Origin of the sequence: Dankookia sp. P2 (assembly GCF_050632255.1) — a bacterium.
In the GTDB taxonomy this organism is placed as follows: Bacteria; Pseudomonadota; Alphaproteobacteria; order Acetobacterales; family Acetobacteraceae; genus Paracraurococcus.
The window spans coordinates 5,482,132-5,506,495 of sequence record NZ_CP192581.1; the positions used below are offsets into that span (position 1 = coordinate 5,482,132).

The window sequence follows — 24,364 nt, forward strand, 5'->3', positions numbered from 1 at the left end:
GGAAGGATGAAGGAGAAGATGATCGGCATCTGGCGCCTGGTGGAGGTGACGGCGCGGGATCCGGACGGGCGCGTCATCCCCTCCGAATTCGGCCCGGCGCCGATCGGCGCCGTGCAATTCGACGCGCAGCGGATGATGGCCGCGCTCGGCGACAGCCGGCCGCCGGCGGCGGGCGAGACGCGCTTCTGGGTGGCCTATACCGGGGTATGGGATTTCGACGGCACGGTGCTGTCCACCAGGGTGGATGCGGCGCATCCGGCCAACCGGATCGGCACCGACCAGGTGCGGCAGGTACGGTTCGAGGGCACGCGCGTGGTGCTGCAGCCACCGCCCCGGATGGTGAAGGGGGTGATGAACCACCTGGAGCTGGCCTGGGAGAAGGTGGCGTAGGGCGCGGCGCCTAGAGCAGATCCCGATCAGGTGGAATCACCTGATCGGGTGAGGATGCCCGCGGCATCGACAGGCCGGGGCGGTCGCCATGGGCCATCGCGAGGGGAGGCGCTTCAGCGTCCCGCCACGCGCTCGTCCCGGTCCGGCACGCGGGTCGGCTCGACCACCACCGGCGCCGTGCCGTCCTTCTTCATGTCGAGCTGCGCGGCGGTCCTCGGGCTGACATCCATGATGCGGCCGCGGGCATAGGGGCCGCGGTCCTCGACCGTGACCTCGGCCGATTTCCCGTTCTCGAGGTTGGTCACCTTGGCCGTGGTGCCGAGCGGCAATGTCTTGTGCGCGGCGTTGCTGGCATTCGGGTTGAACCGCTTGCCATTGGCCATGCGGCGTCCGTTGAACTTCGGCGCGTAGTAGCTCGCCGTGCCGCGCTGCGGCTGTGCCTTGGCCTTCCGTGCGCCATCGGCGGCGCCGGCGGGGGCGGCCGGGCCGGAAAGGGCGAGAAGGATCGCCGCGCTCGCGGCCGTGATCATCATGCGGGTCATGCCTGCAATTCACGCGCGGCGGCGCCCGGGGTTCCGCCCGGCGGCGGCTCAACGGGCCTCGGCGACTTCCTCATAGGGCGGGCCGAGCGGTTGGGCGACCACCCTGGCCACGCCCGCCCGGCGCATGCCGAGCTCCTCCGCCGTGCGCGGGCTGAGGTCGAAGATCCGCCGGTGCGAGAAGGGACCGCGATCGGCGATGACGACCTCCGCGGTGCGGCCATTCGCCGTGTTGGTCAGCCGGACCCGGGTGCCGAAGGGCAGGGTGCGGTGGGCGGCGGTATTGGCGCCGGGGTCGAAGCGCTGGCCGTTCGCCATCGGCCGGCCGGCGAAATGCGGGGCGTAGTAGGAGGCGTGCCCGTCGAGCTCATGCCCCGCCTGGAGGTCGGCCGCCGCTGCCACGGGCAGGAAGGTCCGGTCGGCTGCGCCGAGGCCGAAAGCCGCAAGCATTGCGGCAACGGCGAGGGGGATGCGTGCCATGCCGCAGCAAAGACCCCACATTCCTGTGGCTGTCAAGTCAGGCTTCCGCCTGCCACATTCCAGCCCAAGTATCCCAGTCCTTAAAGTATTCACCCGAAGTAAAGAAAGCGGCTATACTGTTGTTCGTGGACAGACCAGCCGCAGCCTCGTCCTGCCGCGGCGCGGCCTGCACCAGTGTGGTAACAGCCTGGACAGCTGCTGAAACACGGCGCGAGCGCCGCAGCTTGCCGCTTCTGGAAGGCGCCGTTGACGCCATGCGCACGGCGGGCGCCGTGCTATAGCTCCGCCATGTCGATCACCCATCTCACCGTGGCGGAAGGCGAGGCGGATACCCGGCTTGACCGCTGGTTCCGCCGCCACTTCCCCCAGCTCACCCAGGGCGCGCTGCAGAAGATGCTGCGCACCGGCCAGATCCGCGTGGATGGCAGGCGGGCCGAGGCCAATGCGCGGCTGCAGGCGGGCCAGGAGGTCCGCATCCCGCCCCTGCCGGAGGGGCCGAAGCCGGTGCCAGGCCGCTTTCCGGTCTCCCCGGAGGATGCCGCGGAACTGGAGCGCATGGTCATCCACCGCGATGCCAGCGTCCTGGTGCTCGACAAGCCGCATGGGCTGGCGGTGCAGGGCGGCCCGGGGATCCTGCGCAACCTCGACGCCATGCTGGACGCGCTGCAGTTCGAGGCCGATGAGCGCCCCCGCCTGGTGCACCGGCTCGACCGCGACACCTCGGGCGTGCTGATCCTCGGCCGCACCGCGCAATCCACCGCCTGGCTGGCCAAGGCCTTCCGCGGGCGGGAGGTCGAGAAGACCTACTGGGCCGTCGTGGTGCCGCAGCCGGAGATGGCCGAGGGGCGGATCGAGCTGGCGCTGGCCAAGCTCGGCGGGCCGCGCGGCGAGCGGATGGTCGCGGTCGACAACCCCGAGGAGGGGCAGCGCGCCATCACCGAATCCCGCACGCTCGACGGCGCCAAGCGCCGGGCAGCCTGGCTCGAGCTGAAGCCCTATACCGGCCGCACCCACCAGCTGCGCGTGCATTGCGCCGAGGGACTGGGGACGCCGATCCTCGGCGACGGCAAGTATGGCGGCATCGCCGCGCATATGGACGGCCTGCCCAACCAGCTGCACCTGCATGCCAGGGCGCTGCGCCTGCCGCACCCCGAGGGCGGGTTCCTGGAAGCCGCAGCACCCCTGCCGCCGCACATGAAGGAGACCTTCGGCTTCTTCGGCTTCGAAGCGCCGAAGACGCCGAAGCCCCGCCACCTCGCCCCCGTCTCGAGGCGTTAGGGCCGCATGCCGCGCGAGACCGCCTTCCCCGAGCCGATGCCCGAGCCGCCCGCGCGCCGCCGGCGCCGCTGGCCCCTTGTGCTGGCGGCGGCGATCGCCCTGCCGGTGGTGGCGGGCGGCGTCTTCCTCGCCGGCTTCGACCTGAACGGCCAGAAGGCGCGTATCCTGGCCGCGGTGAAGCAGGCGACGGGGCGCGACCTGGTGCTGGAGGGGCCGATCGGGGTGAAATTCTCCCTCGTCCCGACCCTGACGGTGGAGGGCGCCGCACTGGCCAACATCCCCGGCGGCAGCCGGCCGCAGATGGCGACGGTGCGGCGGGTGGAGCTGGAGCTCGCCCTGCTGCCGCTGCTGTCGCGCGAGGTCGAGATCCGTCGGCTGCGGCTGGTGGCGCCCGACATCGTGTTGGAGACGGATGCCGAGGGCCGGCCCAACTGGGAATTCGGCCGAGCCGCCGCGGCCGGACCCGCGGCGCCCGCGCCCCAGCCGGGCGGGCCGCCGCCGGCCGAGGGCGCCGGGGGCAGCCGGCGGCTGCAGCTCTCGGTTGGCCGGGTGGCGGTCGAGGCGGGCCGGGTCACCTGGCGGGACGGCCGGACCGGCGCCAGCCGGACGCTCGGCATTCCCGATCTCGAGGTCGTCGCCGATGGCGCGCGCGGCCCGGTGCGCGGGCGCGGCAGCCTGACCCTCGACGGCGCGCCGATCGCGGTCGAGGGCGAGTCCGGCCCGCTGCTCGGCCTGACCGACCCGGCCCCCGGCACGCCTTGGCCGGTCCGCCTCGCCCTCGCCGCCGGCGGCGCGACCGCGACGCTGGAGGGCAGCATCGACCGGCCGCGGGAACGCCGCGGCTGGAAGGCCACCGTGACCGCCGCCGTGCCGGATGCCCAGGCGCTGGTGCCGCTGCTGCCGGACCTGCCGCTGCTGCCCTTGCGCGACCTCCGGGCCCGGATCGGCCTGGCGGATGCCGGGCCGGGGCGGCAGGCGCTGACCGGCCTCGATGTCTCGGTCGGCGCGTCGCCGCTCGACCCGCTGCTGCCCGGCCTGGCGCTGGCCGCGTTCACCGCGAAGCAGGCGGGGCCGGAGGCGCCGCTGGTGCTGGACGGCAGCGGCCAGCTGAACGGCGTGCCGGTGACGCTGCGCGGCACCACCGGCTCGCCCATGCTGCTGCGGCCGGGGACCGAGGGACCGCTGCCGGTCGACCTGGTCGCCACCGCCGCCGGCGCCACGGCGACGGTGAAGGGCACGGTCGGCGACCCGCGCCGGATCGGCGACGTGGCGCTGCAGGTGGCGCTGGCGGTGCCAGACCTCGCCGCGCTCGCGCCGCTCGCCGGCACGCCGCTGCCGCCGGTCAAGGACCTGACGCTGGGCTTCGGGCTGGCCGAGCGGGGCTTCGGCTTCTCCGGCGGGGCGGTGCTGACCGGCCTGCGCCTGGCCTCCTCGGCGGCCGATGCGGCGGGCGACCTGACCTATGTGGTCGGCATGCGGCAGGGGCTGCACGGCACGCTGGCCTCCCGCCGCATCGACCTCGACGCGCTGCGGCCGCCGGCCGCGGCGCCGGCCGCGGCGCCGGCCGCGGCCCCGGCGGCGCCCCATGACGGCCGCGTCATCCCCGACCTTCCGCTGCCGCTCGAGCTGCTGCGGATCACCGACAGCGAGCTGCGCTGGACGGTCGCCGAGCTGCATTCGGGCGGCGTCACCCTGCGCGACACCACCGCGCATGCCGAGATCCGCGACGGCCGCGGCCGGCTCGACCCCTTCGCCACCAGCCTGCCGGGCGGGCGGCTTTCGGTGCGCGCCGCGGCCGACGTCACCACCACCCCGCCGAGCATCCAGGTCGCGGCGCAATCGGACGGGATCGAGTTGCCGACCCTGCTGGCGGCGCTGCACGCGCCGGGCGGCACCGCAGGCCGGGTCGAGCTCGACCTCGACCTGCGGGGCCAGGGCCGCGACCTGCGCGCCGTCGCCGCCACCGCGACCGGGCATCTCGGCCTGGCGCTGACCAATGGCCAGGTCGAGAGCGGCTCCGGCTCCCTCCTCGGCCGGGCGCTGGGCGACCTGCGGCAGGCCGTGCCGCAGCTCGGCGCGCTCGCGGAAGGGCGCGTCACCGTCGCTTGCGCCGCGACGCGCTGGCGGGCCGAGGCGGGCATCGCCCGGGCCGAGGCGCTGCTGCTCGACGGCTCGCTCGGCAAGGTCGGCGGCGGCGGCCAGGCCAACCTGCGGGACGAGACGCTGGCGCTCCGGCTGCAGCTCGACCTGCGGCTGCCGATCCCGGGGTGGACCAGCTGCGCATCCGGGCGCCGCTGCCGGTCGGCGGCACCTTCGCCAATCCGCGGCCGGATTACGGGCCGGCGGTGACGCGCGGCGCGCTCGGCACGGTGGAGGGGCTGGCGCAGATCCCCGGTGGGCTCGCCGGGGAGATCCTCGGCGCGCTGGGCGGCAATGGCGGCGCGCCATCGGGCGGGCTGCCGGATTGCGGCCAGGCGCTCGCCGTGGCGCGGGGCGGGCGGGCCGGGCCGGTGCCGGCCCCCGCCGCCGGCCCGCCCGCGGCCGCCGCCCCGGCCGAACGGGCGCCGGCGCCGCTCCGCAACCTGCCCGGCCCGGCGCAGGACCTGCTGCGCGGCCTGTTGCGCGGGCGCTGAGGCGGGGTCCTCGGGATGCCACGGCGGCCTGCGTCCAGGGGCGAACGCGGCATCGCCCTGGCGTGTTGCTGGCGGAGCAGATTCACACCGCAGGGCGTTCACGCCCTGCCGCGATCTGCTCTAAGGAAGGACCCATGAAGCGCTTCTGGGACAATGCCGCCGTGGTGCCCGACCCCGGGCCCGGCGGCTTCCGCGTCCTGCTGGACGGCAGGCCGGTGCGCCTGCCGGGCGGCAGCCCGCTGTTGGTCGAGGCCCCGCGCCTGGCCGAGGCCATCGCCGCCGAATGGTCCGCCGCCGGCGGCGCCAAGGGCGGCGAGATGACGCCGGCCGACATCCCGCTGACCCGCCTGGCCGGCACCGCGCAGGAGCGCATCGCGCCCGACCCGGCCGGGATGGTCGAGGGACTGGCGCGATACGCCGAGAGCGACCTGCTCTGCTACCGCGCCGACGACCACCGGCTGGCGGCGATCCAGGCGGCCGAATGGCAGCCGCTGCTCGACTGGGCGGCGCTGCAGCACGACGCGCCGCTCCGGGTCACCACAGGGCTGATGCCGGTGGCGCAGGACCCCGCCTCGGTCGAGGCGCTGCGCCGCGTGGTCGCCGCCTGCGACCCGATCGAGCTGACCGCGCTCGGCGTCCTGGTCCCCGGCTTCGGCAGCCTGGTGCTGGCGCTGGCGGTGGTGCAGGGCCGGCTGGAGGCGGCGGAGGCGCACCGGCTGTCCATCCTCGACGAGACCTACCAGGAGGAGTTCTGGGGCCTCGACGCCGAGGCCGAGGCCCGCCGCAGGCGCATCGCCGCCGAGGTGGCGCAGGCCGAGCGGCTGCTGGCCCTGGCGCGCGGCGCCGCCGCATGAAGGCCCGGCACCTGCTCATCGCGGGCCGGGTGCAGGGCGTGGGCTACCGCGACTGGATGGCGCGGGAGGCCGGGCGGCTCGGCCTCTCGGGCTGGGTGCGCAACCGGGCCGACGGCAAGGTCGAGGCGGTGATCGCCGGGCCGGAGCCGGCGGTCGAGGCGCTGCTGACGCTGGTGCGGCGCGGCCCGGTGCTGGCGCGGGTCGATTCCGTCGAGGAGCGTTTCTTCGAGGAGGAGGTCGCGCCCGGCTTCGTCCGGCGCTAGCCGGTGAGCGTCCCGCGCGGAAGCGCGCAGGAGGCTAATCACCGGCTCATGCCAAGCCGGACCGGAGCTGGCCTGATGCCGTGAGGCCGGCGCCGGTCCAGGCCGCTGCCGCTTCATCAACTCCCCCGGAGAGATGCGCCGGATCGCGGCCACCATGGCAACCTTCGCGCCGCGGCGGCATCCGCGCCGCCGCGGGGAGGACACAGCCATGGCCGAGAACGGCGATCTCCATCTGCACCCGCTGCTGGACCAGGGCATCAGGGCCGGCACCGGCAGCTTCGCCGGCGGGACGCTGACCTGCCGCTGCGCGCAGGACAAGGTCGAGCTCCGCATCGAGGGCGACGTCGCTTTCAACCATGCCTGCGGCTGCACCAAGTGCTGGAAGCCGGCGGGGTCGATGTTCTCCGTCGTCGCCGTGGTACCGCGCGACAAGCTGCGCGTCACCGCGCATGCCGAGAAGCTGCAGGTGGTGGACCCGGCCGCGACCATCCAGCGCCACGCCTGCAAGGCCTGCGGCGTGCACCTGTTCGGCCGCATCGAGAACAAGGACCATCCCTTCTACGGCTTCGACTTCATCCACCCCGAGCTTTTCGCCGAGCACGGCGCCGCAGCGCCGACCTTCGCCGCCTTCGTCTCCTCGGTCATCGAGAGCGGGGTGAGGCCGGAGCGGATGGAGGCGGTGCGGGCGCGGCTGAAGTCGCTCGGGCTCGAGACCTATGACTGCCTGTCGCCACCGCTGATGGATGCGATCTCGACGCATGTCGCCAAGCGGATGGGCGTGCTGGCGGCCTGAGCCGCACCGCGCGGAAATTCCTTGCGCGGCCGGAGCGGCGCCGCGCAGGCTCCCGCTGCCGCAGGCGCAAGCCGGCGGCCAAGGACAGGGAGCAAACGTCATGGAACGTCGTGGCATGCTGGGCGCAGCCCTTGCTGCGCCGGTGGCCCTCGCCGCGCCCGCGCTGGCGCAGACCCAGGCCCCGGAGATCCGCTGGCGCCTTGCCAGCAGCTTCCCGAAGAATCTCGACATCCTCTATGGCGGGTCGGAATACCTGGCGAAGCGCGTCGCGCAGATGACCGACAACCGCTTCCAGATCCGCTGCTTCGCCGCCGGCGAGATCCTGCCCGCGCTGCAGGTGCTGGACGGGCTGCAGTCCGGCACCGTCGAATGCGGCCAGACCGCCAGCCTGTACTACGTGGGGAAGGACCCGACCTTCGCCGCCTTCACCGCCATCCCCTTCGGGATGAACATGCGGCAGATGAGCGCCTGGCTGCGGCATGGCGGCGGCAACGAGATCGCAACCGAGCTCTACCGCGACTACAACGTCGTCGGCATCCCCTTCGGCGACACGGGGACGCAGATGGGCGGCTGGTTCCGCAAGGAGATCCGCAGCCTCGAGGACCTGAACGGACTGAAATTCCGCATCTCCGGCTTCGCCGGGCATCTCTTCGCCAAGCTGGGCGCGGCGCCGACGCAGATCGCCGGGCCCGACATCTACCCGAGCCTCGAGCGCGGGACGATCGACGCGGCGGAGTGGATCGGGCCCTATGACGACGAGAAGCTCGGCTTCGCCCGGATCGCCAGGTACTACTACGCGCCGGGCTTCTGGGAGGGCTCCTCGCGCGGCGTGTTCATGGTGAACCAGCGCGCCTGGGACAGCCTGCCCGACAGCTACCGCCATGTGCTCGAGGTCGCCTGCGGCGAGGCGACGATGGAGATGGCGGCGCGCTACGACGAAGGGAACCCGAAGGCGCTGCGCCGGCTGGTGGCGAGCGGCGCCCAGTTGCGCGGCTGGCCACGGGAGATCCTGAACGCGGCCTGGAAGGCGACGGGCGAGCTGTACGAGGAGACCGCGGCGCAGAACCCAAGGTTCCGCAAGATGTGGACGAGCTACAAGGCCTTCCGGGACGACCAGTTCCAGTGGTTCCGGGTGGCGGAGAATGCGTATGAGAACTTCGCCTTCGTCGCGGCGGCGGGGCCGCCGCGGTAGGAAGGCCGGCAGACGCTGTCCCCCGGCCTTCCATGCCAGGGATGCCGGCGGCGACGGCGCAGTGCGAGGATGAAGTTCAGCAAGATCAAGGCGTCCGAAGGTCGTTCGGACCGTGGGGGAGAAGCCCGTAGCGGCAGCGCAGGAACGCTTCTCCTTGCTTTCGCACCCGCGAAGGCGCATATACGGACCGCTGGCGCCTCGACGCACCAGTGGTGCCCGGCCGCGTGAGCGGCCCGCGGATGCGGCGAACAGCCCCCGCGGAGAAAGCCGAACTGCCGGCGCACGCGACAGATTCCCACCGGACCGGCCCAGCCACGCGGGGTCTCCACCTGAAACCCGCGGCGCGCCGTCCCTGCATCAGGGCCGCGTCCGGCGCCGCGCGACCGGAAGTACCCATACACGTGACTCAGTTCAACGAACTCGGCCTCGCCGCCCCCCTCCTGCGGGCGCTCGACGAGGCCGGCTACACCACGCCCACCCCGATCCAGGCCCAGGCCATCCCGACCGTGCTGTCCGGCCGCGACCTGCTGGGCATCGCCCAGACCGGCACCGGCAAGACCGCCGCCTTCGCCCTGCCCATCCTGCACCGGCTGAACGAGAAGGGCGGCCGGCCGCCGCGCGGCGGCTGCCGCGCCCTGGTGCTGTCGCCAACGCGCGAGCTCTCCTCGCAGATCGCCGACAGCTTCAAGGCCTATGGCGCGCATCTCGGCCTCTCCGTCGCCATCGTCTTCGGCGGCGTGCCGCACGGGCCGCAGCGCCGGGCGCTGGCCGGCGGCGTGGACATCATCGTCGCCACCCCGGGCCGCCTGCAGGATCATCTGGATGCCGGCACCGCGCGGCTCGACCGGGTGGAAGTGCTGGTGCTGGATGAGGCCGACCAGATGCTGGACAAGGGCTTCCTGCCCGCGATCCGCCGCCTGGTGAAGGCGCTGCCGACCGCGCGGCAGACGCTGTTCTTCTCCGCCACCATGCCGCAGGAGATCGGCCGCCTGGCCGGGGAGCTGCTGCGCGACCCGGCTCGGGTCGAGGTCGCGCCGGTCGCCTCCACCGCCGAGCGGGTGGCGCAGCGCGTCATCCACCTCGAGACCGCGAAGAAGCGCCCGGCGCTCGCGGCGCTGCTGCGCAGCCCCGGCGTCGGCCGCGCCCTGGTCTTCAGCCGCACCAAGCATGGCGCCGACCGGGTGGTGAAGCAGCTCGAGGCCGATGGGCTGGCGGCCAACGCCATCCACGGCAACAAGAGCCAGGGGCAGCGCGAGCGCGCGCTGGCCGAGTTCAAGGACGGCATCGCGCCGATCCTGGTCGCCACCGACATCGCCGCGCGCGGCATCGATGTCGATGGCGTCACACATGTGGTGCAGTACGACCTGCCCGAGGTGCCGGAGACCTATGTCCACCGCATCGGCCGCACCGCGCGGGCGGGCGCTTCGGGCGAGGCGGTGGCGCTGGTCTGCCACGAGGATCTCGACAAGCTCTTCGCCATCGAGAAGCTGATCCGGCAGGTGATCCCGGCCGAGGACCAGCGGGACGACAAGACCCGCTCCCTGGCCAAGCCGGGCCTGCTGGCACGGCCGGCGCGCGGCGGCGGCCAGGGCCGTGGCCATGGCGGCGGTGGCCGCGGCCAGCCGGGCGGCGGCAACCGCAACGGCCAGGGCGCGCCGCGCAACGGCCAGGGCGCGCCGCGCCAGGGGCAGGGGCATGGCCAGTCCGGCCGGCCGCAGGGCGCCCCGAAGCCCGCGCAGGCCGGCGGCGGCGAGACCCGCCGGCGTCCGCCGGCGGCCGCCGGCGCCGAGGCGCCGCGGCGCGACCGTGACGCCTTCCGCAACGGCGACTTCCGCGATGCCGCGCCGGCCTTCCTGACTCGCGGCCGCTGAGGCCTGCCGCCGCGGCCCCGCGGGGCCGCGGCGCCGTGCCGCGTGACGGCGGTGGCGCGGCTCTGGCATCCTTCCGGGCAACCAACGCCCCGGGAGGCACCGCCATGACCAACCTGACCCGCCGCGCCACGCTCGGCCTGGCCCTGGCTGCCGGCGGCGCCGCGGCGCAAGCCCCGCCCGCCTGGCCCGACCGGCCGATCCGCATCCTGGCGCCCTATCCGCCCGGCGGGCAGACCGACCTCGTCTCCCGCTGGCTGGCGGAGCAATTGCGTCCGGCCTTCCCGCAGCCGGTGCTGGTGGAGAACCGCGCCGGCGCCCAGGGAATCATCGGCACCCAGGCGGCGCTGGCCGCGCCGGCGGACGGCACGACGCTGCTCTACGTCAATGCCTCCACCACGCTGATCAACCCGGTGATCCATGCCAATCCGGGCTATGACACCTTCCGCGACATGCAGCCGCTGGTGCAGTTCGGCACCGCGGCGCTGGTGCTGGCGGTAAGGCCCGACCGCGGGATCGCGACGCTCGCCGACCTGCTGGCCGAGGCCCGGCGGCGCCCGGCGCAGCTGAGCTATGCCAGCTTCGGCATCGGCTCGGCCAGCCATCTCTACGGTGCGATGCTGGAGACGGTCGCCGAGGTCCGGATGGTCCACGTCCCCTATCGCGGCTCGGCCCCGGCGGTGCTGGACGTGGTGGCCGGCAACGCCTTCCTGTCGATCAACGACGAGGCGGTGACCGTGCCGCAGGTGCGGGAGGGCCGGCTGCTGCCGCTGGCCGTCACCGGCCCGGCGCGGATCGACACGCTGCCCGAGGTGCCGAGCTTCGTCGAGCTCGGCTATCGCGGCGGCCTGGAATGTGCTTGGCTACAACGGGCTGGTGCTGCGGGCCGGCACGCCGCCGACGCTGGTGGAGCGCCTGGCCGCGGCGATCCTGCCGGTGCTGCGGATGCCGGAGGGCCGGGCCAGGATCCGCGAGCTGGGCCTGGTGCCGACCGCGCTCGGGCCGGCGGAGTTCACCGCGCAGATGCGGGCGGATGCGCCGGTCTGGGCGGCGGCGGCGCGGGCGAGCGGGGCGCGGGTGGAGTAGCGCGCCGCGCATGCTATTCCGCAGCCAAACCGCCGGAGGAAACCCGATGCTGCGCCGCCGCCACCTTCTCGCCGCCCCCGCCCTGCTCGCCGCGCCGGCCCTGGCCCAGGGCAGCTGGCCCGAGCGCCCGGTCACCATGGTCGTCCCCTTCGCCCCGGGCGGCACGCCCGATGTCGCGGCCCGGCTGGTGGCGCCGAAGATGACCCAGTCCCTCGGCCAGCCGGTGGTGGTCGAGAACCGCGCCGGGGCCGGGTCCACCATCGGCACCCGCAGCGTGCTCCAGGCGAAGCCGGATGGGCACACCATCCTGATGGGCAGCATCAGCTTCATGATGGCGCCGCTGACCATGGACCCGCCGCCCTTCGATTCCTCGGCCGGGTTCCGCGTGGTCTCGCTGCTGGCCAGCGTGCCCTACATCCTGCTGGTCCGCGCCGACGCGCCGCCGAAGGACCTGGCGGCGTTCCACGCATGGGTCGCGGCCAATCCGGGGAAGCTCAACTACGGCTCGGCCGGCAACGGCACGCCGCTGCACCTGGGCGGGGCGATCTATTCGCTGCTTATGGGGGCGCAGATGACCCATGTCGCCTATCGCGGCTCGGGCCCGGCGATCGCCGACCTGCTGGCCGGGCAGGTGCAGATGGTCTTCGCCGACCTGCCGGCCGCGGCGCCGCAGATCGCCGCCGGCACGGTTCGCCCGCTGGCCTCTCTCGTGCAGCAGCGGCTCGCCGCCTATCCGGACATGCCGACCATGGCGGAAAGCGACCCGCGGCTGGCGGAGTACGACATCTATACCTGGGCGATGCTGGCTGCGCCCAAGGCGACGCCGGACCTGCCGGTGCAGCGGCTGCACGCGGCGCTGGCCGAGGCCTCGAAGGCGCCCGAGTTGCAGCCGCGCTTCGCCGATCTCGGCTTCGACATCGTCATGAACAGCCCGGCCGAGGGCGACGCCCTGCTGGCGCGGGAGCAGAAGAAATGGGCGGCGCTGATCAAGCGGGCGGGGATCAAGGCGGATTTCTGACCCGCATTTTACGAGGCAGGCTGCGAGGTCGCCGCTGGCACGCCGGCTGCTATCCCTGGGCGGGGACAGGGGCAGGATCTTGCCGTGCAGGACGAGAGCTTCGAGCGGATGCGGCAGCTGGTCTATGCGCTGGCCGCGGTGAGCGGCCGGGTCGGTCCGGATGCGCTCGACCGCGACCACGACCTGCGCGGGCTGCTCTTCGCCGTCTTCGCTGCCGGGGCGGCGCAGCGCCCGGCCTGCTGCTGCGGCGCGAACCTTTCCGCTTCCGCCGCGTTGCCGCCGCATGCGGGAAACGAAGCTTGAACGCGCGGGCGACTTCCGGGTGATGCGCACCGACGACACCGGCACGCTGGTGCTGGACGAGGCCGGCATGGTCGCTGCCGAGCACGGCACCGACATGCACGAGGCGCTGCTGGAGGATTTCCAAGCCGATGGGTGGCGGGTGGAGTCGGATGGCGACCGCGCCCCGCCGAACGGCCCCGCCAGGCCGCCCGGCGCCGTCGCTGGCGACAGCGGCGCCCCCGGCCTGAAGGCGACGGAGAACGACGCGATCTCCAGCTGAACCCGCGAAGCCTTTCCCACGGGGGAGGGGTTTGGGTGGGGGGAGACCCTCGCCCTAGCCGAACACCCCCTCCCACTCCGCCATCAACGCCGCATCGGCCTCCTCCATCGTCGCGGTAACGCCGAGCCGGTGCAGGCTGGTCACCCCGAACTGGTTCAGCCCGCAGGGCACGATGCCGCCGAAATGCGACAGGTCCGGGTCGACGTTCAGGGCGATCCCGTGCCAGGTCACCCAGCGGGTCACCCGCACGCCGATCGCGCCGATCTTGTCCTCGGTCCCGCGCGCCTTGTCCTCGACCCAGATGCCGACCCGGCCCTCGCGCCGCTCGCCTCGCAGGTTGAACCGCCAGAGCGCGCGGATCATCCATTCCTCGAGCGACTGGACGTAGCGGCGGACGTCGCGGCCGCGGGCGCCGAGGTCGAGCATGACATAGGCGGTGCGCTGGCCCGGCCCATGATAGGTCCATTGCCCGCCGCGGCCGGCCTGGAAGACCGGGAAGCGGGCGTCCAGCAGGTCGCCCGCCCCGGCCGAGGTGCCGGCGGTGTAGGTCGGCGGGTGCTCGACCAGCCAGACCAGCTCGCCCGCCTCCCCGGCGCGGATGGCGGCGACCCGGGCTTCCATGGCCGCGAGGGCCTCGGGGTAGGGGTCAGCCCCTCGGCCACGCGGGATTCCGGTCGGGCGATGGGCTTTGCCGCCTGCGCAGCCGTTGCTCCCGCCCCGCTCATCGGTTATACGCCCCGCCTCGCCCGGTTTTGCGGTCGTGGCGGAATGGTAGACGCGCCAGCTTGAGGTGCTGGTGGGGGAAACCCCGTGGAAGTTCGAGATCTTCTCGACCGCACCATACCCACCCTTGCCCTGGAGCCCTGGCCACCCGGCCGGCGGCGGCACAGGTGCCGTCCCGCGGCGCGCTCCGCAAGCCCCCGATCCGCACCGGCCGCGTTCCAGCAGTTGCGGCGCCGCGCCGCCCGCCGCATCTTCGCCCCTCGATACAGGGGCTCAGCATGGACGAGGATTTCCGCAAGGCAGCGCTCGACTATCACCGCCTGCCGCGGCCCGGGAAGCTCAGCATCGAGCCGACCAAGCGCATGGCCACCCAGCGCGACCTCGGCCTGGCCTATTCCCCCGGCGTCGCCGCCGCCTGCGAGGAGATCGCCGCCAACCCGGATGCCGCCTGGGACTACACCTCCCGCGGCAACATGGTCGCCGTCATCTCGAACGGCACCGCGGTGCTCGGGCTGGGCGCGATCGGCGCCCTGGCCTCGAAGCCGGTGATGGAGGGCAAGGCGGTCCTCTTCAAGAAATTCGCCGGTATCGATTCCATCGACATCGAGGTCGAGGAGCGCGACCCCGCCAAGCTGATCGAGGTCGTCGCCGCCCTCGAGCCCTCCTTCGGCGCGATCAACCTCGAGGACATCAAGGCCCCGGAATGCTTCGAGGTGGAGCGCAAGCTCCGCGCCCGCATGCGGATCCCGGTCTTCCACGACGACCAGCACGGCACCGCCATCATCGTCGCCGCCGCGGTCCGCAACGGCCTGGTGCTGCAGGGCAAGCGGATCGAGGAGGTGAAGCTGGTGAACACCGGCGGCGGCGCCGCGGCGCTCGCCTGCCTCGACCTGCTGGTGGAGATGGGGCTGCGGCGGGAGAACATCACCGTCTGCGACATCCATGGCGTGGTGCATGTCGGCCGCGCGGAAGGGATGGACCCCTACAAGTCGAAATACGCCCGGGCGACCGATGCACGGACGCTCGAGGAGGTGCTGGACGGCGCCGATGTCTTCCTTGGCCTCTCGGCACCGCGGGTGCTGAAGGCCGAATGGCTGAACAGGCTCGGCCCGAAGCCGCTGATCATGGCGCTGGCCAATCCCGAGCCCGAGATCCTGCCCGAGGCGGTGCGCGCCGTCCGGCCGGACGCCATCGTCGCCACCGGCCGGTCGGACTACCCGAACCAGGTCAACAATGTGCTCTGCTTCCCCTTCATCTTCAGGGGCGCGCTCGATGTCGGCGCGACGCAGATCAATGAGGCGATGAAGGTCGCCGCGGCCGACGCGATCGCGGCGCTCGCCCGCGTCGAGGCCTCCGAGGTCGTTGCCGCGGCCTATGGCGGCAATGCCCCGGTCTTCGGCGCCGAGTACATCATCCCGAAGCCCTTCGATCCGCGGCTGATCCTCGAGATCGCGCCGGCCGTCGCCCGCGCCGCGATGGAGTCCGGCGTCGCCCGCCGGCCGATCGAGGATTTCGCCGCCTACCGGCGCGAGCTGGAGCGCTTCGTCTTCCGCTCCGGCTACCTGATGCGCCCGCTGTTCGAGGCCGACCGCCAGGCGCCGCGACGCGTGGTCTATTCGGAAGGCGAGGACGAGCGGACGCTGCGCGCGGTGCAGACCGTGCTGGACGAGGGCATCGCCGAGCCGGTGCTGCTGGGGCGGCGCGCGGTGATCGAGGCGCGGGCCAAGGCCATGGGCCTGCGCATGGACTTCTCCGAATCCGTCGAGATCCTCGACCCCAATGCCGACCTGGCGCATCTCGCGCCGCTGACCGAGATGTACCAGCTCCGCGTCGGCCGCCGCGGCGTGCCGCCCGAGGCCGCGGCGCGGCGCGTGACGACGCGCGCGACGGTCGCCGCCGCGCTGCTGCTGGAGGCCGGGCTGGTCGATGCCGCGCTGGTCGGCGGCAGCGGCAATTGGATGCGGCAATCCCACTATGGCTTCGACGTCATCGGCAAGTCGGAGGCGACCTCCCGCGTCTATGCCCTCTCGGCCGTCATCATCCCGACGGGGACGCTGTTCTTCGTCGACACCCACCTGATGGTCGAGCCCTCCGCCGAGCAGATCGCCGAGATGACCCTGCTGGCGGCCGAGCAGGTCGAGGCCTTCGGCCTCACGCCGAAGGTGGCGCTGCTGTCGCATTCCTCCTTCGGCGGATCGAACGCGCCGACCGCGCGGACCATGCGCGCGGCGCTGAAGCTGATCCGCGCCATGGCGCCGGAGCTGGAGGTGGATGGCGAGATGCACGCCGATGCCGCGCTGGTGCCGGCGATCCGCGCCCGCGCCGTGCCGGACAGCGCGCTGAAGGAGACCGCCAACCTGCTGGTCTTCCCCAACCTCGACAGCGCCAATATCAGCTTCAACCTGCTGAAGGCCGCGGCCGATGGGCTGCAGGTCGGGCCGATCCTGCTCGGCATGCGGAAGCCGCTGCACGTGCTGGTGCCGAGCGTGACCGCGCGCGGCATCGTCAACCTGACCGCGGTCGCGGTGCACCAGGCCAATGCGCTGAAGGCCGGCTGAGCATGCGCCGGCTGGGCCTGCTGGCGCTGCTCGCCGCCGGGCCGGCCTTCGCCCAGCCCTGCGGCCCGGCCTATCCGCGGCAGAGGGCGCTCGACCTGCAGGCGGCGCTGCCCGCGGCGACCCAGGCCTGGGGCCGTCAAAGCATGGAGTTCCTGCCGGCGACGCCCGAATCCGGCGGGCCGGTGCTGCGGCTGCGCTACCCCGCCGGCTCGATCAATCCCGGCAACCGCGCGGCCCCGGTGGGCGGCGCCGGCTTCCTGTTGCCGCTCGGCGCTGCCGAGGCGCGCTGCCTGCGCTACCGCGTCCGCTTCGAGCCGGGCTTCGACTTCGCCCGCGGCGGCAAGCTGCCCGGCCTCCGCCGGCGGCGAGGCGCCCCGCGGCTGCACCCCGGCCGAGCTCGCCGCCGGCTTCTCCGCCCGGCTGATGTGGCGCGCCGCGGGCGAGGGCGAGCTCTACCTCTATGCCCCGGACCGCGCCGCCCGCTGCGGCGACAGCATAGGCCGCGGCGCCTTCCGCCTGCCCGCCGGCACCTGGGCGGAGCTGGCGCAGGAGGTGGTGCTGAACACCCCGGGCCGCGCCGATGGCCGCATCCGGCTCTGGCTGGATGGCCGGCCGGTGCTCGACCGCGGCGGGCTGCTGCTGCGGGAGACGGCGGCGGTGCGGGTGGACGGCCTGCTCTTCGCCAGCTTCTTCGGCGGCAGCGATCCGAGCTGGGCCTCGCCCCGCGACCAGTCGGCCGAGTTCAGCGGCTTCGAGCTATGGGAGGCGGCGGCGCGCTGAGCGTCGCGCAGGGCCGCCCGCGCGCGGTGCCGCAGGGCGCCCGCAGCGGCGCCTCCCGCCGCGGCGCCGTCAGCGCCGCGATGCCGGTCGGCCGGCGCGCCTGCGGCGGCTCCAGCGCGCCATGCAGCACCGCGAGCAGCAGCAGGAAGGCTCCGGCCTCAAGCCCGAGGAACCAGGGCGAGGTCCAGCCGGCCGGGTCGCGCGGCGCGGCCTCGCCGACCTGCTGCCGGGTCCAGCGCTGGCGGTCCGGGTAGTGCCAGGCCTGGATCTTGAGCACGGCGCCGACCAGCTGGTTGTAGTAGATCAGCAGCGGGAAGAGCGGGTGCACCCGGCCGGTCATGGCCCATTCCAGCAGGGTCAGCACGCCGCGGGTGCCGAGCACCCAGAGCCCGTAGAGCGCGAGGAAGGCGGGATCGCGCGTCGCCGCCGCATGCAGCGCGACCAGCGGCCCCGACAGCGCCGTCCAGGGCGAGATCCGCTGGTCGAGCAGGCAGAGCCAGACGAAGGTCCCGAGCCGCCGCGGCCCCAGCCGCGCGGCGCGATGGGCGTTGCGCGCCATGTTGCCGTACCAGCGCCGCATCAGCGCGACGCTGCTGCCGAGGAAGCCGGCGCCGGGCAGTTCCTCGACGCAGTAGACCACCGCATCGGGCAGGTAGAGCATGCCCCAGCCCTGCCGCAGCGCGCAGAACCAGGTGCTCTTGTCGTCGCCGGTCACCATGCCGATCCGGCCGAGCCGCCAATGCTCGATCGAGTCGCGCTCGACCGAGAGGATGAAGTCCGGCGCGCAGGCGACCTGCGCCCGGAAGACCGAGAAGCGCCCGGTCAGCACCAGCAGCCTGCGCGACAGGCTCATCGAGCACATCAGCGCGTGGCGCTGCGCCATCCGCAGCCGGTACCATTCGCGCGCCAGGGGCTGCCGCGCACCAGCGGGACGTTGTCGCAGGTGACGGCGCCGATGTCCGGCTGGCTGGCGAGCAGGCGGCAGCAGGCGGCCAGCGCCCCGGGGCCGAGCAGCGTGTCGCCGTCCATCAGCACCACCTGGGCGTTCGGCGGCGGGTGCAGCGCGGCGAGGAGCTCCAGCGCCTCGGCCATCGCGCCGCGCTTGCCGGTGCCGGCCTGCGGCCGCAGGTGCAGCACGGTGCCTTCCGCCAGCCCGGGGCGGCTGTCGAAGACCGCCCGCAGCAGCCGCGCATCGGCGGGGTCGGTGATGCAGGCGACGATGGCGGCGGGGACGCGCAGCGCCACCAGCTCGTCCAGCAGGCGCCCATAGACCGCGGCATTGGTCGCCGCGTCCATCCGGTAGCTGGTGACGACGACGCAGAGGCCGGGCGGCAGCGCGGTCCGTGCCGCCGCGGCGCGCAGCCGCGGATAGGTGCGGCGCGTATAGGCCAGCATGCGGGCCAGGTGCACCAGACCCCAGGACCAGCGCCAGAGGGCGAGAAGGCCGAGGCCGCCGGCCGCGACCAGCGCGTGGTAGGCCTCCGGATGGCTGGGCAGCAGGCCGGCGAGCCAGAGGATGCAGGCGGGATAGAGCATCGCCGCCAGCGCCCAGGCGGCGGCCGGCGACCGCGCCCGGAAGCCGGGCAGCAGGGCATGGCCAAGGCGCTCGGCGGGCAGGGCCATGCTCAGGCCTCCGGCGGCCGCGCCCCGGCGCGTTCCGTCACCAGCCAGGCCATGCCGGGCAGGCTGCGGAACACCTGGCGCAGCGCGAGCGGCGCCTTGACCAGCGCCGGCAGGCCGGGCCGCGCCTGCGGCACGCCGCCCTCCAGCGTCACCGTCAGCACGCCGTAGCTCTTCAGGCTGCGGAGGTTGTCCGGGAGGCCGATGCGGCCCTGGTTCTCCGGGTTGTAGGTGATGCTCGTGACCCGTCCCGGCGTCGCCTGCGCGTCGCCGGCCAGGAAGACCTCCACCGCCTGGCCCTGGCGCAGGAAGCCGAGCCGCGTCGCATCGACCAGCGCATCGACCTCGACGCTGTCCGGCATCACCGGCTCGGCCAGGCCGAGGATCGGGTCACCGGCGGCGACGAAGGACCCGGCGGTGGCGCCGAGCTGCGCCACCTGGCAGTCGCAGGGCGCGGTCAACGTGATGCGGGTGCCCAGCCGTTCCAGCGTGCCCAGCATCTCCCGCCGCGCTGCCTCCGCCGCCTCCAGCTCGCGCCGGATCTCCTGCGGGGTGCGCTGGGTGGTGCGGCCGTCGCTGACGAAGCGGCCGGCCTGGGCATCCTCCAGCAGGTTGCGCGCGGTCACCTCGGCCAGCACCGCATCGGCCAGGGCGCGGCGCTGGGCGAGCAATTCGACCTCCAGCTGGTCGGCCTGCATCGGCGTCGCCGCGGCGCTGCGGGCCAGGGTGGCGATGCGGCCCTGGATGCGCTGCTGCAGCATCACCTGGCGCTCGGCCAGCTGGCGGTGGGTCGCGGCGGCGTCGAAGCCCGCCTTGGCCCGCCGGCGGAAATTCTCGAAGCCGGCCTCGGCCTGCTCCAGCTCGCCGCGCAGCTGGCCGACCCTGGCGGCCAGGGCCTGGGCCTGCGGCTCGACCTCGGCCAGCACCTGCGGCGGCACCACGGGTTCCAGCAGCGCCAGCGGCGTCCCGGCGCGCAGCGCGCTGCCGAGGCCGATCTCCGGCAGGCTGACGATGCCGCCCTGCGGCGCGCGGACCAGCCGAAGCGCGCTGGAGACGGCGGCGAAGTCGGAATAGACCACCAGGCTGCGCGACAGCACGAAGCCGGCGCCGCCGGCCAGCAGCGCCAGGCCGAGCCCGAGCGCCAGGCCGGTGTTGAGCAGCCGCGGCTCGGGCAACCACCGGGCGAGACGGGGCGGCAGCCAGCCGGGCAGGGCCGGCCCCGGCCGGGGACGACCGCGGTGCCGCGCAGCAGCGCCGCCGGGCCGCGCGGGGCGCCGCTGAGCCAGGCCTCCGCCAGCTCGTCCAGCAGCCGGGCACCCTCAGGCGGCAGCTCGACGAACTGGAAGGCCCGCGCCTCGCCGGCCTCGGCGCGGGCCACCTTGGCCAGCGCCTCCACCACCAGGCCGACGCCGCCCTGGCCCAGCCGGAGGCGCAGCCGCACGGGGTCGCCCTCGGCGCCGCGCGGGCCGGACTCGGCCAGGGCGCAGCCGCCCAGGCTCCAGTCGTGCAGCGGATATTCGGCGCCATCGACCTCGACCAGGCCGGCGTGCTGGACGCGCGGGTGCATCCGCTTGCCGCTGGGACTGCGGAAGGAGGGCAGGGCTTCGGCCGGCGGCGGGCTGGGTGGCCGCGCCTCGTCCGGCGGCGGCGCCACCAGGGCGGCAGCGCCCGCGGGGGCCGCCTCGGCAGGCGAAATATAGCCGGCATCCGGCATGCGCGATCCTGGCCCGACCCTGCCGCCGCTTGGGCGGGTGCGGCCAGGAGGGCCGCCCGCAAAGATTTGATAACAAAAAACTGGCTAGAATTTCAACCGCCATGCGTGTGGCGCGGCCGCCGCCCTCAGCGCGCGACCGCGCCGAGGCCGAGCACCCGCTGCACCGCCGCCGCGCCGCCCATCAGCGCCGCCGGCAGCTCGCCGAGCGCGACCGGCTGCGGCGGCCGGGCGGTGACCTCGACCTCCTTCGCCTCACCGCGCAGGAAACGCTGCAGCGCCACGAGGATGGGGCCGATGCCGCCCGGGGCCGGGCCGCGCGGCCCGGCGCCGAGCATCGCGGCGGCCTGCCGGGCCCAGCCCTCGCGCACCTGCGCCTCGGTCGTCCGGCCCTGACGTGCCGCGTCGCGCGCCACGCGGCCGAGCAGCGACTGGTCGAGCAGGCGCAGCGCCAGCCCAGCCAGCCGCAGCTGCTCCCAGTCCTGCGCCTCGGCCGCCTCCGGCGTCACCCCCTCCAGCGCCAGGGACAGGCCGAGCACCCCCATCTCCCGCCCGGCCAGCGAGAGCGAGCCGAGCTCCAGCCGCCCGCGCGCCCGGTCGTAGCGGCTCTCGGCGGTCAGGTCGGCGAGCAGCGCCGGATAGCCGAGGCGGCGCAGCCAGTCCTCGAGCGGCGGGGAGGGCTCGACCCGCAGGTCGCGCAGGGCCAGCCGCCCGGTCTCGATCTCGCCGGCCGGCGGGTCGCCCTGGAGGCGCAGGCTGCCGAAGCCGCCGACCGGCTGGCCGGCCAGGCTGCCGAGGAGGGACTCGATCTCCATCGCATAGCCCGCGCTGGCGCGCGGCGGCGTGGTCTGGCTGCCCATGGCGCTGAGGCTGCCCGGCAGGTCCAGCCCGCGCAGCGCGACCCGGCCGACCCGCACCCGATCCACCAGCCCGGCCTGCGGCAGCAGCGCGTCGATCCCGGCCAGGGTCAGCCGCCCCGGCCGGCCGGCGGCATAATCCTCGAGCACCGCCTCGGCGATGGCGAAGCTGGCATCGCCCTCGACCGTCAGGATCTCCAGCCGCAGCTGGTCGAGCGCCAGGGCCTCCGGCGTGCCGCCGGGTGCCGCCAGGCCGCGCAGCTCGAGCCGGGCGATGCGGGCGGTGGTGTCGCCCAGGGTCAGCGTCACCTCCCGCGCGCTGGCGGCGCCGATCCGCGCCTCCGCCAAGCCGTCGAGCGTCAGCGTCTCGATCTCCGCCTTGCCACCCTCCCGCGCCAGGGTGGCGCCGAGCAGCCGGACGCTGCCGGTCGCCGGGTCGATCGGCTCGGCGGCGCGGTAGGACAATCCCGTCCCGGCACCGAGCAGGGCGCGGAAGCGGGCGACGGCGGGCAGCGCATCGACCGGCGGCGCCGGCGCGGCCAGGGCAGGCGGCGCGGCCGGGCCAGGGCCAGGAGCCGCGCCGGGGGCAGGGGGGAGGCCGGCGCGGCGAGGGCGGGGGGCGCGGTGTCGGGAATCGGCTCGCCGAACTTGTCCATCCGGCCGCCCGGCGCCGCGGCGGCGGGCGGGTCGAGCGGCGGCGGCTTGGGCTGCGCCCGGGCGGCGGGCGCCGCGAGGCCGATCACCAGTGCCGCGCCGAGGACCCACCGCATGCCGCATGCTCCGCCTGTCGCGCAACAATAGGGGCGGCGCGGGAGCGGGCGCCATGCCCGCGGCCGGCCCCGGCGTGACAACCGCGCGCGGCGCCCGCCGGCGGCGACGCCGACACTGGCGGATGCGGCGGGGCGCGCCCACATTCAGCGCATGAGCAACCTGCCCGACAAGCCGGCCACGGCCGCCGTCGCGGCCTTCCTCAAGCGCGTCGAGGGCCTGCCGCAGGCGCGGCCGGCCTCCGGGCGCCGCGGCCGCCTCGTCTTCGCGATCGACGCCACGGCGTCGCGCCAGCCCACCTGGGACCGCGCCTGCCAGTTGCAGGGGGAGATGTTCCAGGCGACCCGCGACCTGGGCGGCCTCGCCATCCAGCTCGCCTACTACCGCGGCTTCATGGAATTCGCCGCGACCCCCTTCCTGACCGATCCGCCCGAGCTGACCCGGCGGATGGCCGGGGTGCAGTGCCTCGGCGGCCAGACCCAGATCCAGCGGGTGCTGGATCACGTCCTGGCCGAGACGAAGCGGGAGCGGGTGAATGCGCTGATCTTCGTCGGCGACGCGGTGGAGGAGGCGGTCGACCCGCTCTGCCACGCCGCCGGCCAGCTCGGCCTGCACGGCACGCCGGTCTTCACCTTCCATGAGGGCGGCCATCCGGAGGCGGCCAATGCGCTGAAGCAGATCGCCCGGCTGTCGGGCGGCGCCTATGCGCCCTTCGACACCGCCAGCGCCGCGGCGCTGCGCGACCTGCTGCGCGCGGTCGCGGTCTACGCCGCCGGCGGGCGGTCGGCGCTGACCCGGCTGCCGGGCGGGGCGGCGCAGCGGATCGCCGGCCAGCTGCCGGCGCCGAAGGCCTGAGCGCGGATGGTCTGGCTCGCGGTCGGCGCCGGGCTGCTGCTGCTGCTGCTCTGGCTGGCGCGCGTCTTCGCCACGGCCCGGGTCGAGACCATCCGCAAGGGCGCCATCTGGGGCGGCGCCGCGGTCGCCGGGGGCGGGCTGCTGCTGGTGCTGAGCACCGGCCGCGGCGCCCAGGCGCTCTGGACCCTCGGGCTCTTCGCCCCGCTGGCCTGGCGCTGGGGGCGCGGCTGGCTCGCCGCCCGCCGCTTCCGCTGGCAGGATGCGGCTGCCGGCGGCCCGGGCGCCGCCGGCGAGAGCGCGGTCGAGACCGCGACCTTGGCGATGCGGCTCGACCACGCGACGGGGCGGATGAGCGGCACGGTGCGGCGCGGCCGCCAGACGGGCCGGGAGCTGGCCTCGCTCGCCCTGCCCGAGCTGCTCGCCCTGCTGGCCGATTGCCGCGCCGAGGACCCGGACAGCGTGGCGCTGCTGGAAGCCTGGCTGGACCGGCTCGATCCCGACTGGCGCGCCGCCGAGGCCGCCGCGCCGCCGCCCGGCGCCCCGCCCGGCGGCCGGATGACGCGGGAGGAGGCGCTGGCGGTACTCGGCCTGGCCGAGGGCGCCGATCCGGCGGCGATCCGCGCGGCGCACCGTCGGCTGATGCGGGCGGCGCATCCGGACCAGGGCGGCAGCGACTGGCTGGCGGCGCGGGTCAACCAGGCGCGCGACGTGCTGCTGCCCTGAGGAGCGAGCCGGCCGGTGCGCTGCGCGGCAGTCCCGCGGCGGGCGGTCGCCGGCTTTCCTGGCCGGGGCCGACTTCAAGATGGCGCGACACCCCCGCCGCCCCGTGGCGAACCCCATAGGCAATGGCAGGGGTTTTCGTTTCTCCTCGGTCGACGCCGCGGCAGTCCATGCCGGACCACCAGGGGGAAGACGACCGATGCGCAAGCTGCTGCTCGCCGCCATGCTGGCCTGCCTGCCGCTCTCCGCCATGGCGCAGCAATACGACAGCGGCTGGCGCATCATCACCGCCGAGGACCTCGCCGACCTCGAGCTCTCGGGCGCCGGGGTCAAGGTGAACAACTTCGTCATCACCCAGTCCGAGCAGCCGCGCGGCACCCCGCTCGCCACCTATACCTTCTCCGCCTCGGCGGTGAAGCGCGTCGCCGGCCGGCGCAGCGTGCGCATCGAGCTGGTCGGGCTGAAGGCCGACAAGATGCCGACGATCGCTTCGATCATCGCCATCAACATCAGCGACGAGCAGCCGAACAAGATGCAGGTCGACCAGCACCGCTTCGTCGCCTTCCCGGCGGAGGTCGCCGACACCAAGACCTACCTGCTCCGCGTGCTGATCCCCTGACGTCCGGCGCGCGTGGCCGGCGGCGCCCCGCGCCGTCCCGGGCGCCGTGTGCCGCGCCGGCATGGGAGGCCCGGCAGGGCGGCGGCCGCTTGCCGGGCCCAGGCCACCGCGCTTCGCCGTCCAGGGCCAGCTTTTGGTAACCTGCCCCGCGGTAGATGTGCCGGGACGTCGGCGCCGGTCGCGGCCCAGGGGTTGCC

General features: G+C 74.5%; 25 protein-coding genes, 1 tRNA gene and 2 pseudogenes. 20 read left to right on the plus strand and 8 right to left on the minus strand.

What is annotated here, in order from left to right; genetic code table 11:
• Nucleotides 1–6: 6 nt before the first annotated feature.
• A complete protein-coding gene (locus ACQ86J_RS32625) occupies nucleotides 7–390 on the plus strand; it encodes a lipocalin-like domain-containing protein (RefSeq protein WP_431268765.1) in 384 nt (127 codons plus the stop codon).
• Between the two features lie 113 nt (nucleotides 391–503).
• Here ACQ86J_RS32625 and ACQ86J_RS32630 read toward each other — a convergent pair whose 3' ends face one another.
• Together ACQ86J_RS32630 and ACQ86J_RS32635 are read right to left on the minus strand one after the other, a co-directional pair.
• Nucleotides 504–923: a septal ring lytic transglycosylase RlpA family protein gene (locus tag ACQ86J_RS32630; protein ID WP_431268766.1), complete on the minus strand. Its 420-nt coding sequence runs from the start codon at nucleotides 921–923 to the stop codon at nucleotides 504–506.
• A gap of 57 nt (nucleotides 924–980) precedes the next feature.
• Entirely contained in the window at nucleotides 981–1,409 is a 429-nt protein-coding gene (locus tag ACQ86J_RS32635; RefSeq protein WP_431268767.1) for a septal ring lytic transglycosylase RlpA family protein, read from the minus strand.
• Nucleotides 1,410–1,697: 288 nt separating this feature from the next.
• On the opposite strand from ACQ86J_RS32635, the gene ACQ86J_RS32640 reads away from it, so the two are divergent.
• The 12 genes from ACQ86J_RS32640 to ACQ86J_RS32695 all read left to right on the plus strand — a co-directional run bounded on the left by ACQ86J_RS32640 (nucleotide 1,698) and on the right by ACQ86J_RS32695 (nucleotide 12,956).
• The gene (locus ACQ86J_RS32640) at nucleotides 1,698–2,687 is read left to right on the plus strand and encodes an RluA family pseudouridine synthase (protein WP_431268768.1); all 990 of its coding nucleotides are present in this window, start codon (nucleotides 1,698–1,700) and stop codon (nucleotides 2,685–2,687) included.
• A 6-nt stretch (nucleotides 2,688–2,693) separates the two neighbouring features.
• On the plus strand, nucleotides 2,694–5,036 hold the full coding sequence (locus ACQ86J_RS32645; protein WP_431268769.1) for an AsmA family protein: 2,343 nt from the start codon (nucleotides 2,694–2,696) through the stop codon (nucleotides 5,034–5,036).
• Complete coding sequence (locus tag ACQ86J_RS32650; protein WP_431268770.1) at nucleotides 4,955–5,320, plus strand: hypothetical protein; 366 nt, start codon at nucleotides 4,955–4,957, stop codon at nucleotides 5,318–5,320. The genes ACQ86J_RS32645 and ACQ86J_RS32650 overlap by 82 nt, the downstream gene beginning before the upstream one ends.
• A gap of 134 nt (nucleotides 5,321–5,454) precedes the next feature.
• Nucleotides 5,455–6,174 (plus strand): ATP12 family chaperone protein, encoded by a 720-nt coding sequence (locus ACQ86J_RS32655; protein WP_431268771.1) that lies wholly within the window; start codon nucleotides 5,455–5,457, stop codon nucleotides 6,172–6,174.
• A complete protein-coding gene (locus ACQ86J_RS32660; RefSeq protein ID WP_431268772.1) occupies nucleotides 6,171–6,437 on the plus strand; it encodes an acylphosphatase in 267 nt (88 codons plus the stop codon). Before ACQ86J_RS32655 ends, ACQ86J_RS32660 begins: the two co-directional genes overlap by 4 nt.
• A 208-nt stretch (nucleotides 6,438–6,645) precedes the next feature.
• Nucleotides 6,646–7,230: an S-(hydroxymethyl)glutathione synthase gene (gene gfa / locus ACQ86J_RS32665; RefSeq protein ID WP_431268773.1), complete on the plus strand. Its 585-nt coding sequence runs from the start codon at nucleotides 6,646–6,648 to the stop codon at nucleotides 7,228–7,230.
• A gap of 100 nt (nucleotides 7,231–7,330) precedes the next feature.
• Nucleotides 7,331–8,422 carry a TRAP transporter substrate-binding protein gene (locus ACQ86J_RS32670; RefSeq protein ID WP_431268774.1) on the plus strand — a complete coding sequence of 364 codons (1,092 nt, stop codon included), beginning with the start codon at nucleotides 7,331–7,333 and terminating at the stop codon, nucleotides 8,420–8,422.
• 401 nt (nucleotides 8,423–8,823) lie between these two features.
• A complete protein-coding gene (locus ACQ86J_RS32675; protein ID WP_431268775.1) occupies nucleotides 8,824–10,293 on the plus strand; it encodes a DEAD/DEAH box helicase in 1,470 nt (489 codons plus the stop codon).
• A 104-nt stretch (nucleotides 10,294–10,397) separates the two neighbouring features.
• On the plus strand, nucleotides 10,398–11,579 hold the full coding sequence (locus ACQ86J_RS32680) for a Bug family tripartite tricarboxylate transporter substrate binding protein (RefSeq protein ID WP_431268776.1): 1,182 nt from the start codon (nucleotides 10,398–10,400) through the stop codon (nucleotides 11,577–11,579).
• Nucleotides 11,513–12,394 (plus strand): Bug family tripartite tricarboxylate transporter substrate binding protein, encoded by an 882-nt coding sequence (locus tag ACQ86J_RS32685; protein ID WP_431268777.1) that lies wholly within the window; start codon nucleotides 11,513–11,515, stop codon nucleotides 12,392–12,394. The genes ACQ86J_RS32680 and ACQ86J_RS32685 overlap by 67 nt, the downstream gene beginning before the upstream one ends.
• 84 nt (nucleotides 12,395–12,478) lie before the next feature.
• Nucleotides 12,479–12,697, plus strand: a complete 219-nt coding sequence (locus ACQ86J_RS32690; protein WP_431268778.1) for a hypothetical protein — start codon at nucleotides 12,479–12,481, stop codon at nucleotides 12,695–12,697.
• Complete coding sequence (locus ACQ86J_RS32695) at nucleotides 12,678–12,956, plus strand: hypothetical protein (RefSeq protein WP_431268779.1); 279 nt, start codon at nucleotides 12,678–12,680, stop codon at nucleotides 12,954–12,956. The genes ACQ86J_RS32690 and ACQ86J_RS32695 overlap by 20 nt, the downstream gene beginning before the upstream one ends.
• A gap of 54 nt (nucleotides 12,957–13,010) precedes the next feature.
• Here ACQ86J_RS32695 and lipB read toward each other — a convergent pair whose 3' ends face one another.
• The gene (gene lipB / locus ACQ86J_RS32700) at nucleotides 13,011–13,577 is read right to left on the minus strand and encodes a lipoyl(octanoyl) transferase LipB (RefSeq protein WP_431268780.1); all 567 of its coding nucleotides are present in this window, start codon (nucleotides 13,575–13,577) and stop codon (nucleotides 13,011–13,013) included.
• Between the two features lie 133 nt (nucleotides 13,578–13,710).
• Between lipB and ACQ86J_RS32705 the strand changes: the two genes are divergently transcribed.
• The 4 genes and pseudogenes from ACQ86J_RS32705 to ACQ86J_RS32720 all read left to right on the plus strand — a co-directional run bounded on the left by ACQ86J_RS32705 (nucleotide 13,711) and on the right by ACQ86J_RS32720 (nucleotide 17,017).
• Nucleotides 13,711–13,797 (plus strand) — tRNA-Leu (locus ACQ86J_RS32705).
• A 160-nt stretch (nucleotides 13,798–13,957) separates the two neighbouring features.
• Nucleotides 13,958–16,237, plus strand: coding sequence for an NADP-dependent malic enzyme (locus ACQ86J_RS32710; RefSeq protein WP_431268781.1), 2,280 nt, complete (start codon nucleotides 13,958–13,960; stop codon nucleotides 16,235–16,237).
• Between the two features lie 143 nt (nucleotides 16,238–16,380).
• Nucleotides 16,381–16,524, plus strand: a pseudogene (locus ACQ86J_RS32715) (hypothetical protein); the annotation flags it as partial.
• On the plus strand, nucleotides 16,511–17,017 hold the full coding sequence (locus ACQ86J_RS32720; RefSeq protein WP_431272618.1) for a polysaccharide lyase: 507 nt from the start codon (nucleotides 16,511–16,513) through the stop codon (nucleotides 17,015–17,017). The pseudogene ACQ86J_RS32715 and the gene ACQ86J_RS32720, both read left to right, overlap by 14 nt.
• Here ACQ86J_RS32720 and ACQ86J_RS32725 read toward each other — a convergent pair.
• From ACQ86J_RS32725 to ACQ86J_RS32745, 5 genes and pseudogenes are all read right to left on the minus strand, one after another.
• Nucleotides 16,980–17,900 (minus strand): glycosyltransferase, encoded by a 921-nt coding sequence (locus ACQ86J_RS32725; protein WP_431268782.1) that lies wholly within the window; start codon nucleotides 17,898–17,900, stop codon nucleotides 16,980–16,982. The genes ACQ86J_RS32720 and ACQ86J_RS32725 overlap by 38 nt on opposite strands.
• Nucleotides 17,879–18,640 (minus strand): glycosyltransferase, encoded by a 762-nt coding sequence (locus tag ACQ86J_RS32730; RefSeq protein ID WP_431268783.1) that lies wholly within the window; start codon nucleotides 18,638–18,640, stop codon nucleotides 17,879–17,881. Before ACQ86J_RS32730 ends, ACQ86J_RS32725 begins: the two co-directional genes overlap by 22 nt.
• Nucleotides 18,641–18,642: 2 nt before the next feature.
• The gene (locus ACQ86J_RS32735) at nucleotides 18,643–19,812 is read right to left on the minus strand and encodes an HlyD family secretion protein (protein WP_431268784.1); all 1,170 of its coding nucleotides are present in this window, start codon (nucleotides 19,810–19,812) and stop codon (nucleotides 18,643–18,645) included.
• Nucleotides 19,813–19,991: 179 nt separating this feature from the next.
• Nucleotides 19,992–20,351: pseudogene (locus ACQ86J_RS32740) on the minus strand (PilZ domain-containing protein); the annotation flags it as partial.
• 125 nt (nucleotides 20,352–20,476) lie between these two features.
• A complete protein-coding gene (locus ACQ86J_RS32745; protein WP_431268785.1) occupies nucleotides 20,477–21,982 on the minus strand; it encodes a hypothetical protein in 1,506 nt (501 codons plus the stop codon).
• Nucleotides 21,983–22,126: 144 nt separating this feature from the next.
• Between ACQ86J_RS32745 and ACQ86J_RS32750 the strand changes: the two genes are divergently transcribed.
• The 3 genes from ACQ86J_RS32750 to ACQ86J_RS32760 all read left to right on the plus strand — a co-directional run bounded on the left by ACQ86J_RS32750 (nucleotide 22,127) and on the right by ACQ86J_RS32760 (nucleotide 24,167).
• Entirely contained in the window at nucleotides 22,127–22,828 is a 702-nt protein-coding gene (locus ACQ86J_RS32750; protein ID WP_431268786.1) for a VWA domain-containing protein, read from the plus strand.
• Between the two features lie 6 nt (nucleotides 22,829–22,834).
• A complete protein-coding gene (locus tag ACQ86J_RS32755; RefSeq protein ID WP_431268787.1) occupies nucleotides 22,835–23,551 on the plus strand; it encodes a hypothetical protein in 717 nt (238 codons plus the stop codon).
• Nucleotides 23,552–23,747: 196 nt separating this feature from the next.
• Nucleotides 23,748–24,167, plus strand: a complete 420-nt coding sequence (locus ACQ86J_RS32760; protein WP_431268788.1) for a hypothetical protein — start codon at nucleotides 23,748–23,750, stop codon at nucleotides 24,165–24,167.
• The last annotated feature ends 197 nt before the right edge of the window (nucleotides 24,168–24,364 follow it).